This window comes from Micromonospora costi (genome assembly GCF_003626655.1).
GTDB classification, from domain to species: domain Bacteria; phylum Actinomycetota; class Actinomycetes; order Mycobacteriales; family Micromonosporaceae; genus Micromonospora; species Micromonospora costi.
The window spans coordinates 1-11,999 of the sequence record NZ_RBAN01000009.1; the positions used below are offsets into that span (position 1 = coordinate 1).

The 11,999-nt window shown below is 75.3% G+C and carries 10 protein-coding genes; 4 read left to right on the plus strand and 6 right to left on the minus strand.

The features are described from left to right. Positions 1–104 precede the first annotated feature (104 nt). The 3 genes from D7193_RS30755 (at position 105) to D7193_RS30765 (ending at position 2,650) form a co-directional block, all read left to right on the plus strand. Positions 105–758: a C39 family peptidase gene (locus D7193_RS30755; protein WP_120783178.1), complete on the plus strand. Its 654-nt coding sequence runs from the start codon at positions 105–107 to the stop codon at positions 756–758. Positions 759–1,045: 287 nt separating this feature from the next. Next, on the plus strand, positions 1,046–1,942 hold the full coding sequence (locus tag D7193_RS30760; protein WP_120783179.1) for a DUF1996 domain-containing protein: 897 nt from the start codon (positions 1,046–1,048) through the stop codon (positions 1,940–1,942). Positions 1,943–2,014: 72 nt separating this feature from the next. Then, complete coding sequence (locus D7193_RS30765) at positions 2,015–2,650, plus strand: DUF305 domain-containing protein (RefSeq protein ID WP_120783180.1); 636 nt, start codon at positions 2,015–2,017, stop codon at positions 2,648–2,650. A 119-nt stretch (positions 2,651–2,769) separates the two neighbouring features. Here the strand turns inward: D7193_RS30765 and D7193_RS30770 are convergent, their stop codons facing one another. Then, on the minus strand, positions 2,770–3,297 hold the full coding sequence (locus D7193_RS30770; RefSeq protein ID WP_120783181.1) for a winged helix-turn-helix transcriptional regulator: 528 nt from the start codon (positions 3,295–3,297) through the stop codon (positions 2,770–2,772). An 86-nt stretch (positions 3,298–3,383) separates the two neighbouring features. Between D7193_RS30770 and D7193_RS30775 the strand changes: the two genes are divergently transcribed. After that, positions 3,384–4,817: an MFS transporter gene (locus D7193_RS30775; RefSeq protein WP_120783182.1), complete on the plus strand. Its 1,434-nt coding sequence runs from the start codon at positions 3,384–3,386 to the stop codon at positions 4,815–4,817. An 82-nt stretch (positions 4,818–4,899) separates the two neighbouring features. On the opposite strand, the gene D7193_RS30780 is transcribed toward D7193_RS30775, so the two are convergent. From D7193_RS30780 to D7193_RS30800, 5 genes are read right to left on the minus strand one after another with little or no spacing between them, the layout of a single operon-like run. Then, a complete protein-coding gene (locus D7193_RS30780; RefSeq protein ID WP_120783183.1) occupies positions 4,900–5,721 on the minus strand; it encodes an HpcH/HpaI aldolase/citrate lyase family protein in 822 nt (273 codons plus the stop codon). Further along, positions 5,722–6,930 carry a CaiB/BaiF CoA transferase family protein gene (locus D7193_RS30785; protein WP_120783184.1) on the minus strand — a complete coding sequence of 403 codons (1,209 nt, stop codon included), beginning with the start codon at positions 6,928–6,930 and terminating at the stop codon, positions 5,722–5,724. It lies immediately after the preceding gene. Beyond that, the gene (locus D7193_RS30790) at positions 6,927–9,092 is read right to left on the minus strand and encodes an alpha/beta hydrolase-fold protein (protein WP_120783185.1); all 2,166 of its coding nucleotides are present in this window, start codon (positions 9,090–9,092) and stop codon (positions 6,927–6,929) included. Before D7193_RS30790 ends, D7193_RS30785 begins: the two co-directional genes overlap by 4 nt. A gap of 4 nt (positions 9,093–9,096) precedes the next feature. Further along, entirely contained in the window at positions 9,097–11,046 is a 1,950-nt protein-coding gene (locus D7193_RS34435; protein ID WP_120783186.1) for an SUMF1/EgtB/PvdO family nonheme iron enzyme, read from the minus strand. Continuing rightward, positions 11,043–11,981, minus strand: a complete 939-nt coding sequence (locus tag D7193_RS30800) for a ribokinase (RefSeq protein WP_120783187.1) — start codon at positions 11,979–11,981, stop codon at positions 11,043–11,045. Before D7193_RS30800 ends, D7193_RS34435 begins: the two co-directional genes overlap by 4 nt. Positions 11,982–11,999: the final 18 nt, after the last annotated feature.

The window sequence follows — 11,999 nt, forward strand, 5'->3', positions numbered from 1 at the left end:
CCCGAGCAGGCCACGCCGCCAGGCACCCAACCCCCGAACCTCCCCGTGCGACACACCCCCCTTCGTGCGCACGGCACCACCCCCGACCAGAGGAGTACCTCATCATGCGTACCGATCTGATCCGCAAGACCGCACTGACCACCGCCGGCATCGCCGCCACCGGCATCGGCATCGCCGCTCCGGCGATCGCCGCCCACGCCGACGCCAAGCCCGCCAGCGCCCAGACCGAGCGCAAGAGCGGCGGCCACAGCGAGCGGGAACTCAACGTGCGCTACGAGGCCCAGCCGAACTTCTTCTACTGTGGCCCCGCCGCCACCCGTAACGCCCTCTCCGTCCAGGGCAAGGACATCAACGTCGACGCCATGGCCAAGGAAATGGGCACCACCGAGGCCGGCACCAACTCCATCAACGACATCACCCCGGTCCTGAACAAGGAAACCGGTAACAACGCCTACCACAGCGTCGAAATCAGCACCCCCAACGCCGACGACAAGCAGACCGACACCCTGCGCACCGACATCGTCCGCACCATCGACGACGGCCGCGCCGTGGTCGCCAACATCGCCGGCACCACCACCGACACCGACGGCAACACCCACTCCTTCGAAGGCGGGCACTACATCAGCGTCGTCGGCTACCGCGACAACGGCCACCAGGTGAAAATCGCCGACTCGGCCAACCCCGACACCGCCTCCTACTGGGTCAGCGTCGACCACCTCGGCGACTGGATCGCCACCCGCGGCTACTCCACCAACTGACCCACAAACAGAGCAAGCGCACCAACACGAAGGGCCGACCCCCACACGGGGTCGGCCCTTCGTGGCATCAAGGGCCGATCCCCGGGGGTCGGCCCTTTTCGCCGTCCGCGCTTCGCACGCCGGACATGCATTGACAATTGTCGACGTCTGCCCGACGCTGTCCGTGAGAGCGCTCTCTTACTGCTCCTGCACAGCGCACACCACCACCACGTCCTGGCCAGGGATCTCCCGATGCCTTTCGGCGGCGGCGCCGGAACCTCCCTGACCCACCCCGACAGGAGTACGAGATGGACAGGGCCGCAACCCTCTCCGGCACCCGCCGCCGGCTGCGCCTCGCCACGGCGATCGGCGCCCTGCTGGCACTGCTCGGCACGTACGTCGTCTCCACCACCACCCGGGCCGACGCCGCCCCGGGTGTCAACGCGATCCGGGTGGCGGAGTTCCCCGCCGACTGCCCCTACAGCCACCGGCTCCCGGACGACCCGATCATCTTTCCGGGGCTGCCCGGCGCCTCGCACATGCACAGCTTCTTCGGCAGCACGGTGACCAACGCCCACACCACCCTGCCGGACCTGGTGAACTCGACGAGCACCTGCAACCCGCGGGTGGACACGTCGTCCTACTGGGTGCCGACGCTCTACAGGAACGACGTGCCGGTGGAGCCGACCATCGTCACGTTCTACTACCTCGGCGAGGGCGTACGCAGCGACATCGTGGCCCGTACTGAGCCGATCCCGCAGGGGCTGCGCATCGTCGCCGGCAACGCCCGGGCGACGAGCCCGGACGACGGCAGCATCGCCCGCTGGTCCTGTCTGCACGCCGGGCAGGTCCCGCCGTCGAAGAACTTCGTGACCTGCCCGGCCGGGACGATGCTGGAGTCGTACCTGGACTTCCCCCAGTGCTGGAACGGCCGCGACCTGGACTCGCCGGACCACAAGAGCCACATGGCGTACCCGGTGAACCAGGCCTGCCCGGCGAGCCACCCGGTGCCGGTGCCAAAGCTGCGGCAGGTGCTGCGGTACCCGGTCAGCGGTGACCCGTCGCCGCTCCGCCTGGCCTCCGGGCCGGGTTACACCATGCACGGCGACTTCTTCAACGCCTGGCCGGTGGCGGAGATGGAGCGCCGGGTCCGGGACTGCATCCGCCCGGTCATCAAGTGCGGCGCCGACGGGCGACCGCTCTGACCGGACGTGTTCGCCGGACGGGAGCGGACCCGATGGCATGGGGTCCGCTCCCCACGGCGGGGAGGAGGTGCGATGCGCGCGGGCCTCGCCGTACCGTCCGCTCTTCTCGCCACGGCGCTGCTCCTCGCGGGCTGCGCCGCGGCCGGCGGCTCCGCGGACCCGAGCGACGACCGCCGCGCGCCGGCCGCCGCGAGCGCCCCGCCGGGCGCGACCACCGGCACACCCGTCGGGGGTACGACAGCCGGGGCGTTCAGCGCGACCGACGTGGCCTGGCTCCAGCTCACCGTGGCGATGGCCGAGCGGCTGCTTCCGGTGCTCGACCTGGTGCCCGCCCGGACCCGCGACCCGGCCTGGCGTGGGTTGGCCGCCGGCGTCGCGGACACCCACCGCGGTGAGCTGAGCCGCGCCCGTCGACTGCTGGCCGACTCCGGCGCGCCCGCGACCAACCCCCACGAGGGCCACGACATGCCGGGGATGGCGACCGCCGAGGACCTGGCGGCACTGCGGGTGGCGGACGGACCGGCCTTCGAACGGCTGGTCGCCGGGCACCTGCGCGCGCACCTCGGGCAGGCCGTGCGGGTCGCCCGGGCCGAGCAGGGGGCCGGCACGAACCCCGCGACCATCGCGCTGGCCGCGGCCGCGGTGCGGGAGGGCACGGCAGAACTGGCCCGGCTCGACCGCCTCGACCGACCGGCGCGAGCGCCGTAGCAGGCCGCGCACACGCCGGGCACGGGCTCGGGTCGGCCCGGAGCCGGGCTCATCAGGAGCGGGCCCGCCGCACGCACCGGCCGCACGTGGCGGCAGCGTGGATCCGCCGCCGGGTGGCGTCAGAGCAGGGGCCGGAGCAGCCGGTGCGGACGCTGGCGCAGGGCGACGCTGACCGGGTCCTGGCGCGGCTCGGCCGGGACGCCCGGCCCGGGGTGGGCCTCGACGTCGCCCGGTGGCACGTCGACGTTTCCGCAGGTCGGGCAGCGGCCGGCGGGGTCGAGCTGGGTGCCGCAGGCCGCGTGCCGGAAGGTGCGCAGCGACTCGCCGACCGCGAAGTGCCGCTCGCTCCAGCTCATCAGCGGATAGATCACCGACCAGAGTTCGCCGCCCCGGTCGGTGAGCACGTACTCGTCCCGGGGCGGGGCGTCCTGGTAGCGGCGGCGTTCGAGGATGCCGGCGTCGACGAGGGTGGCGAGCCGGTCGGCGAGCACGGCCCGCGGGATGTCCAGGTGGGCGAGGAAGTCGCCGTAGCGGCGTACGCCGTAGAAGGCGTCGCGGACGATGAGCAGCGTCCAGCGCTCGCCGACCAGTTCGAGCGCGGTGGCCAGCGAGCAGTTCTGCCTTTCGTAGCTCTTCCCCAGCGGCATAAGTGTGATTCTACCCCCCGTAGGTTCGTTCAACGAACCATCCCTGCTACTGTCGGTTCGTTCACCGAACCGAGAGGTCCTTCCGCATGTCGACAACCGCCGACGCCAGCGCGCCGTCCGCCGTGGCCCCGCCCTCGGAGGCGCCCCGTTCCGACGCCCGGGCCCTGTTCGCGGTCTGCGCCGCGACGCTGCTCGTCCTCATGAACTACACCGCGCCGGTGGCCGTGCTGCCCCAGACGGCGCGGAGCCTCGGGGCCGGCCTCACGACCCAGACGTGGCTGATCAACGCGATCACCCTGGGGCTCGCGGCCACCCTGCTGGTGGCCGGCAGCCTCGGCGACGACTTCGGGCGTCGCCGGATCTTCCGGTCCGGCCTGGCGCTGCTCGCCGTCAGCACCGTCGGCGCCGCCGTCGCGCCCGACGCCGCCACCTTCGTGGCCGCCCGCGTCGTGCAGGGCGCGGCCAGCGCCGCGATCCTCGCAGCCGGTCTGGGCCTGCTCGGGCACGCCTTCCACACCGCCCAGGGGCGGGCGCACGCCACGGCCCGCTGGGCCTCGATGCTCGGCGCCGGCATCGCGATCGGGCCGCTCGCCTCGGCCCTCCTGACCGCGGTCGGCAGCTGGCGCTGGTTGTACCTGGTCGTCGCGGCGCTGGCCGCGCTGCTGGCGGCGTTCGGCGGGCGGCTGCTCGCCGAGTCCCGCGCGGCACGGGCGGCCCGCATCGACGTACCGGGCGTGCTGACCCTCGGCGCCGGCCTCGCGTTGCTGCTCGTCGCCGTCACGGCCGGACGCACCGGCTGGCTCCGGCCCGCGGTGCTGATTCCCGCGGTCCTCGGGGTGCTGCTGCTCGCCGCCTTCGTGGCCATCGAGGCCCGGGGCCGGGCGCCGATGCTCGACCTCGCCCTGTTCCGCCGGCCGGACTTCCGGCTCGCCACGCTCGGCGCGTTCTTCACGGGGCTCGCCGCCCTCGGCCCGAGCACCGTGCTCCCCACCCTCGTGCAGTCGCTGGTCGGCGTCAGCGCGCTGGGCGCCGCCGGCCTGGCCTTCCTCTGGGCGGGGGCGTCGTTCCTGGTCAGCAACCAGATGCGCCACCTCGGTACGCGGCACACGCCCACCCGGCAACTCACCGTCGGATTCGCCCTGACCGCCATCGGCTACCTGGCCATGCTCGGCTACGCCGACGCGCACTCGTGGGCCCGCACCGTCCCTGGGCTGCTCATCTCCGGCGCGGGCAGCGGGCTGCTCAACGCGGCACTCGCCCGGCTCGCCGTCGCGAGCGTCCCCGCGGACCGGGTCGCGATGGGCTCCGGGGCCAACAACACGGCCCGCTACGTCGGCTCCGCGCTCGGCGTGGCCGCCAGCATCACGGTGGCGTCCAGCCTGCTCCCGGCTGGCCACCACGGCGGCTTCTCGGCGCACGGCGCGGACGCGGTCCTGCTGCTGGGCACGCTCACGGCCGTGCTCGGCGCCGTGGCGGCCCTGGCCCGCCGGCGGGTCCCCGCGCCGGTCCCGGCTGCGTGATCGACACCGGATCGGCGGCGTCCCTCGCGGTGGGACGCCGCCAGGCGGCGCAACGGAGCGCCGGCGGACCGCCGGCCCGCGCTCAGGCGGCGTAGCGGGCGGCGAGATCGACGGTACGCCGGGCCGCGGCCACCATCGCACGGTCGGCGAACCGCCCGTCGGGGAGCACCACGGTGCCCGAGTCCCGCCGCTCCGCGTCGGCGACCGCGGCCAGCAGCTCGGCGGCGCGTGCCACCTCGCGCTCGGCCGGCCGGAACGCCTCGACGATGACGGGCAGCTGCCGCGGGTGGATCGCGGCCCGACCGAGGAAGCCGAGCCGTCGCCCCCGCTGGCAGGACGCGGCCAGCCCGTCGGCGTCGGCCACGTCGGCGTACACCGACATCGCGGGCGGGGCGAGGCCGGCCGCGCGGGCCGCCACCACCACCCGCCCGCGCGCCCACGCGAGCCCCTCCTCGTCGCTCACCCCGAGGTCGGAGCGGAGGTCGGCCTCGCCGAGCCCGATCGACGCCACCGCGGGGTGGGCGGTGGCGATGGCGTACGCGGCCTCCAGGCCGAGCGCCGACTCGACCAGCGGGTGCAGCGGCACCTCGGCCCGGCCGGCAAGGGACGCCACCGTGGCGGCCGACTCGACCTTCGGCAGCCGCAGCCCGGCCAGCCCGGGCCGATCGGTCACCGCCGCGAGGTCAGCGGCGACGTCGGGGCCGGTCAGCTCGTTCACCCGTACCTGCACGGGTACGGCGTGCTCCTGCGCCAGGAAGTCGGCGACCGCGTCGCGGGCGTACGCCTTGCGGCCGGCCACCACCGCGTCCTCCAGGTCGAGGATGACCGCGTCGGCCCCGGAGGCGACCGCCTTGGCGAACCGGTCCGGCCGGTCGCCCGGCACGTAGAGCCACGTGAGCAGCATTCAGACCACCCCGCGCTCGCGCAGCCGGGCCAGCTCGTCGGCGCTCAGCCCCAACGCGCCGAACACCGCGTCGGTGTCCTGGCCGTGCCGGCGACCGGCGTGCCGGATCTCCCCGGGCGTGGCGGAGAGCCGGAACGGCACGTTCTGCATGCGCACCTCGCCCAGCTCCTCGTCGGGGACGGCACGGACGGTGCCGAGCGCCCCGTACTGGGGGTCGGCGAGGATGTCGCGCACGTCGTAGACGGGAGCGACGGCCGCCTGCGCCTCCTCGAACGCGGCCACCACCTCGTCCCGGTCCCGCTTCGCCACCCAGGCGCTCACCGCGGCGTCCAGCTCGTCGGCGTGCCCGGCCCGGCCGGTGCCGGTGGCGAACCACGGTTCCTCGACGAGTTCCGGGCGCCCCACCAGGCGCATCACCCGCTCGGCGATGCTCTGCGCGCTGGTGGAGACCGCCACCCAACGCCCGTCCGCACACCTGTAGGTGTTGCGCGGGGCGTTGTTGTTGGACCGGTTGCCCAGCCGCGGCTGGATGTAGCCGAGCTGGTCGTACCAGGTGATCTGCGGGCCGAGCATTGCCATGATCGGTTCGATGATGGCGAGGTCGACCACCTGCCCGGCGCCCGTGAGGTCGCGGGACCGCAGGGCCAGCATCACCGCGTACGCGGCCGCGAGCGCGGTCACCGAGTCGGCCAGCCCGAACGGCGGCAGGGTGGGCGGGCCGTCCGGCTCCCCCGTGGCCGCCGCGAAGCCGCTCATCGCCTCCGCGAGCGTGCCGAAGCCGGGCCGGCGGGCGTACGGGCCGACCTGCCCGAACCCGCTGATCCGCGCGATCACCAGTCGCGGGTTGACCGCGTGCAGCTCGTCCGGGCCGAGCCCCCACCGCTCCAGCGTGCCGGGGCGGAAGTTCTCCACCAGCACGTCGGTGTCGGCGAGCAGCCGGCGCAGCAGTTCGGCGCCCTCGGGGTCGGAGAGGTTGCAGGTGACGGTCCGCTTGTTGCGGCCGAGCACCTTCCACCAGAGCCCGACGCCGTCCTTCGCCGGGCCGTGCCCGCGCGACGGGTCCGGCTTCGCCGGGTGCTCCACCTTGATCACGTCGGCGCCGAAGTCGCCGAGGAACGCCGCGGCGAGCGGCCCGGCGAAGAGGGTGGCCAGGTCGACCACCGTCACTCCGTCGAGCGGGCCGCGGCCCGCGCCCGATGTCACCGTCATGGCGTTCCCTTCGTCGGTTCGATCGTCGCGAGGAAGACGTCACCGTTGCCGAGCGCGTCGCCGCCCAGCGGCGCTCCGGCGGTGAGCCCGCTGACCAGCAGCCGTCCGTCGGCCGCGCGGGTCGCGTACACGTTCTCCTCGCCGAACGCGTCGGCCGCGTCGTCGCGGGCGGTGCCGTACTGGGCGACGCCCAGCTGGCGGCCGCGCGCGTCCAGCCGCAGGGTCAGCACGTCGGCGCCGCCGACCGGCAGGCCGAGCCGGCTGCCGGTGAAGCCGACCACGGCCACCGCGCCGTCGGCCAGCGGCACCACGTCCGCGCCGGCGTCGGCGCCCGTGCCGCCGGTCACCGTCCGCCAGCGCTGCCGGCCCGCCGTCGTGTACGCCACGGTCAGCACGTCGGTGCCGCCGGCGGTCGCCTCGCCGCCCGTGGACCCGGTGGCGACCACCGTGCCGTTCGCGGCGACGGCCACACCGCCGAGCAGGTCGTCGCCGGCGCCGCCGGCCGCGTTCACCCAGCGGCGGGTGCCGGCCGGGTCGAAAGCGGCCAGCCAACCGTCGGCGCCGCCCAGCGACGTCGTGCCGGGCAGCCCGGCCGACTTGCCGCCCGCCACGTAGACGCCCTGCGCGTCGGCCGCCACGGCGTACGCCTTGTCCTCGCCCGGCCCGCCGAACTGGCGGCTCCAGACGACCTGCCCGTCCGGGGCGACCCGGACCAGCACGGCGTCCTTGTCCCCGGCCGCCGCCTCACCCGCGAAGGAGCCGCTCGTGTAGCCGGCCAGGTAGGCGCCGCCGTCCGGGGCCGCCGCGAGCGCGTAGAAGCGGTCCGCCTTCGCCGGGTCGCCGGCCTGGGTGAGCCAGACCCGCTGGCCGGTCTCGCTCAACCGGGTCACGAAACCGTCGTCGGCGGGGCTGCCGGGGTGGCCGCCGTCGAGGTCGCCGCGCGTGTACCCGGCCGCGAGCACCCCTCCGTCGGCGAGGGGCACCACGCCGTACAGCCGCTCGTTGGCGGCGGTGCCGAACTGTCTGACCCACCGGGTGGCGCCGTCCGCGCCGAGCCGGCTCACCACAGCGTCCAGCCCGCCCGCGTACGGCTGCCCGGCCACCGGGCCGGAGGCCGCGTACCCGATGGTGGTGGCGCCGTCGGCGTGGGCCGCCACCCCACCGGCCCAGTCGGCGCCGGCGGTGCCGTGCGGCGGGCCGGGCAGCCCCGCGGGCGGTGTGACGCTCAGCGTGCCCGCGAGGTGCTTCAGACCGTCCACGAAGGCCGGACGCCAGACGTCCCAGTCGTGCCCCCCGTCGAGCACGCGGAACTCGGCGGCCACCCCGTCGGCACGGCGGACGGTGTTGTAGAGCGTGGCGGCCTCGTAGTCGAGGTCGTGCACGGCGTCGGCCGGGTCCGGGTTGGCCCACTCGTCGTCGCCGACCGCGATGTACATCCGCACCGGCGACTCCGGGTCCAGCCCCGGCAGCAGGGCCGGGTAGTTCAACCGCTGGTACACCTCGTCGGAGAAGCGCTGCTCCCCCGCGCCGAACGCGCCGTACTCCCGCGCCGACGAGTCGGCCGGCGGCAGCGGCCGGTACACGGCCGGGCTGAGCACCAGCGCGTTGGCGAACAGGTCGGAGTGGGCGAGCGCGTAGCGCAGCGCGCCCGCGCCGCCCATCGAGTAGCCGCCGACCAGCCGCGCGCCCCGGTGGGCCGCCGTGCGGTACGTGGCGTCGACGTGCGCCACCAGGTCCCGGGTGAGCGCCGTCTCGACCGGGCGGCCGGGATCGTCCGCGCCCGTGTAGGCGGAGTCCACGTACCAGTTGCCGCGGCTGCTCCACGGCGCGTCGGGCAGGACCGCGATGACCGGCGGGACCTCGCCGTCGGCGATCATCCGGTCCAGGTCGGCCTTCACGCGGGTCCACGCCTGCATCGTGTCGCCGCGCCCGTGCAGCAGGTAGAGCACCGGGTAGCGGGTTTCGGTCTGCGTGGCGTAGCCGTACGGCAGGTAGACGGTGTAGTCGATGCTGCCGCCGAGCGCGGGGGACGGCGCCGCGGCGGTGGTCAACGTGCCCGCGCGGGTCTTCTCCGCGCCCGCCGTACCGGGCACCGCGCCGGCCAGGCCGAGCGCGAGGACCACGGCGGCGACACCGCCGCCGATCCGCCAGCGTCTGCTCATGAGATCACTCCTCGGGGGTGGGGAGGTCGGCCACGCAGCGGAAGCCGACCTGGTCGGAGCGGGTGAGACCGGCCCCGGTGAGCAGCAGCTTCACCGAGACCTCGGGTGGCTGGGGGCCGCCGTCGAGGTACCAGTCGGAGCCCTCGGCCCGGTACGCGGCGCCGCCCTTGAGGATGGCGAACCGCGTACGCCCGTCGGAGTGCTCGCTCTCGGTCAGGTTCCACACGAGCGGCGCCCGCCGGGTGAGCAGCCCCGCCTCGGCGGCCACCTGCCACTCGTCCTCGGTGGGCAGTCGCAGGCCGGCCCAGGCCGCGTACGCCCGCGCGTCGGCCAGGTCCACCCCGGTGACCGGGGCGTCGGCGGGCCCCCGCCCGGCGGTGAACCGCTCGGGGCGCACGGGCCGGTAGCCGGTGGCGCGCAGGAACTCGGCGTACTCGCCGTGGGTGACCTCGTGCGTGGCGATCGCGAACCGGCCGAGCGTGACGGTGCGGCGCAGCGTGGCGGTGTGGTGCAGCCGCGGCGGCAGCGGCTTCCACTCGTCGACGTACGGCGTCTCGCCGTACAGCCCGGTCTCCCGCACCCGGTGCCGGACCACCAGATCCCGCCGGCCCGCGGCGACCTCCACCATGCCGGCCGGCACCGCGGCCGCGGGCGCCCACGGGGTGCGGGTACGCACGGCGGCCCGCGCCGGGAAGGACGGGTCGCCGGTCGGCGGTGCGTGCCGGGCCACGGTGGCGTCGGTGACCACCACGGCGGCGATCGCCCCGGCCGGCAACGGACCGCCCACGGCGACGCGGCCGTCGCCGGCCTCGGTGACGGTCAGCTCGGCGCCGGTGACCAGGTCGACGAAGCGCGCGCCGGGCCGGGCGTCGGTGACGACCCACGGCCCGTCGTGGTCCCCGCCGAGGTTCGCGACCGTCCACAGCGGTTCGCCGTCGTGCGTCCAGCGGGACGCGTACACCTGGCCGGTGCCGGGGTGGTCGGCGAGCGGGACCCAGTCCTCGGCGCGCAACCACGCGGCGTGGGTGGCCTGAACGCGGCGCATCGCGCGCAGCACCGCGCGGTCCCGCTCGTTCCACCCGACCCAGACGCCGAAGACGCTCTCCCACACGAGCACACCCACGCCGTTGAGCCAGGCCGAGTGCAGTTCCTCGAGGTGGTCGCGGTGCCAGCGGCGGGTGTGGTGCAGGACGTGCCGCCGCTCGAACCACTTGGCCCGCAGCACCCCGGGCACCGTCGAGTCCGCGAACCACTGCGCCCAGGACATGGCGTGGTCGCCGATGCGGGTGAGCGGGACGCGGCTCTCCCCCTCCAGCACCAGGCCGGGGCGTACGGCGTCGAGCGCGGCGCGCAGCTCGCCCGCGCCCTCCTTGAGGGTGTCGAGGAAGACCCCGTCGACGCCGAGTTTGCCGGCGAGGGCCGCGACCTCCTCGGCGTCGGTGCCCGCCTCGCGGCGGGTGCCGGTGTCCCACGGGTTGTAGTCGACGAACACCCGCACCCCGCGCGCCTGGAACGCGCGCACCACGTCGGGCAGCTCCGGCACGTCCCGGTACCAGTCGAACTGGTTGCGGTCGTCCAGCCCGATGACCGGGTACGCGTGCCACAGCACCACGCCGTCGAAGCCGCCGAAGTCCCGCTCGGCGGCGTCGAGGAACGCGTCGACGGTGAAGACGCCGCGCTCGTGGTCGTAGAGCGTCTCGTCCCACAGCCAGGCGAGACAGACGGTGAAGCAGTCGCCGGTGATCTCGTCGTAGTGCGCGCCGGTGTAGCCGAGCCGGGTGCGCGCGTCGGCCCGCCAGCGGGTCAGCTGCTCGCGCCAGGCGGGCCAGTCCGCGGGGTCGTCGGGCGCGGCGAAGATCTTCGCCTCGTCGAGCACGCCGAGGTCGGCCCGCTCGTCGAGTGGCACCTCGGTGGGACGGTCGATCGGGCGCGGGACGTACGGGTTGAAGCTCACGGGGTACCTCGGTAGGTCGCGTCGTGGAGGGCGTCGATGGCCGCCCGCTCGGGCAGCGCGGTGGACGCGCCGGGGCGCTGGGCACAGGCCGCGCCGGCCGCGCACGCCCAGCGCAGGCTCGCGGCGACGGTCTCCTCGCTGATCGCACCGCCGCGCTCGGCCCACGAGACCGCGAGGGCGCCGGTGAACGCGTCGCCCGCCGCTGTGGTGTCCACCGCCTCGATGCGCGGCGCCGGGATCTCCAGCCGCAGGCCGCGCCGGTCGGCGTACGCGGCGCCGCGCGCCCCGAGCGTCAGCACCACCCGTGGCACCAGCGCGAGCAGGGCGTCGAGCAGCACGGCCGGGTCGGCCGAGGCGGCTCCGGCCACGGTGGCCGCCTCGTGCTCGTTGACGACGAGCACGTCGACGAGGTCGAGCAGTTCGACCGGCAGGGTGGCCGCCGGCGCGGCGTTGAGCACGACGGTGGTGCCCTCGGCCCGGGCCCAGTCGGCGGCCTGGACCACCGTGGACAGCGGCACCTCCAGCTGGAGCAGCAGCACCTCGGCGCCCGCGATGGTCGCCCGGTCCTCGGCGCCCAGGTCGGTGACCGCGCCGTTGGCGCCGGGGGCGACCACGATGAAGTTCTCGGCGGACCGGTCGACGGCGATCAGCGCCACGCCGGACGGGCCGGGCACCGTACGCAGGCCGCGCACGCCCACCCCCGAACCGGCCAGGCTGTCCCGGAGCTGGACGCCGAACGCGTCGTCGCCGACGGCCCCCACGAAGTCGCAGGCCGCCCCGGCGCGGGCCGCCGCGACCGCCTGGTTGGCGCCCTTGCCGCCCGGCACGGTGCGGAAGTCCTCGCCGAGCACCGTCTCCCCGGGCCGGGGCAGCTGCGGGGCCGTCACCACCAGGTCGAGGTTGGCGCTGCCGACCACCACCACGCGTGCGCTCATTCCCTGTCTCCCTCCGTC

Coding starts and splice junctions, on each gene's coding strand:
- D7193_RS30785 (WP_120783184.1), bottom strand. CDS start 6,930: ATGACGGTGACATCGGGCGCGGGCCGCGGCCCGCTCGACGGAGTGACG.
- D7193_RS30755 (WP_120783178.1), top strand. CDS start 105: ATGCGTACCGATCTGATCCGCAAGACCGCACTGACCACCGCCGGCATC.
- D7193_RS30780 (WP_120783183.1), bottom strand. CDS start 5,721: ATGCTGCTCACGTGGCTCTACGTGCCGGGCGACCGGCCGGACCGGTTC.
- D7193_RS30800 (WP_120783187.1), bottom strand. CDS start 11,981: ATGAGCGCACGCGTGGTGGTGGTCGGCAGCGCCAACCTCGACCTGGTG.
- D7193_RS30765 (WP_120783180.1), top strand. CDS start 2,015: ATGCGCGCGGGCCTCGCCGTACCGTCCGCTCTTCTCGCCACGGCGCTG.
- D7193_RS30770 (WP_120783181.1), bottom strand. CDS start 3,297: ATGCCGCTGGGGAAGAGCTACGAAAGGCAGAACTGCTCGCTGGCCACC.
- D7193_RS30790 (WP_120783185.1), bottom strand. CDS start 9,092: ATGAGCAGACGCTGGCGGATCGGCGGCGGTGTCGCCGCCGTGGTCCTC.
- D7193_RS30760 (WP_120783179.1), top strand. CDS start 1,046: ATGGACAGGGCCGCAACCCTCTCCGGCACCCGCCGCCGGCTGCGCCTC.
- D7193_RS30775 (WP_120783182.1), top strand. CDS start 3,384: ATGTCGACAACCGCCGACGCCAGCGCGCCGTCCGCCGTGGCCCCGCCC.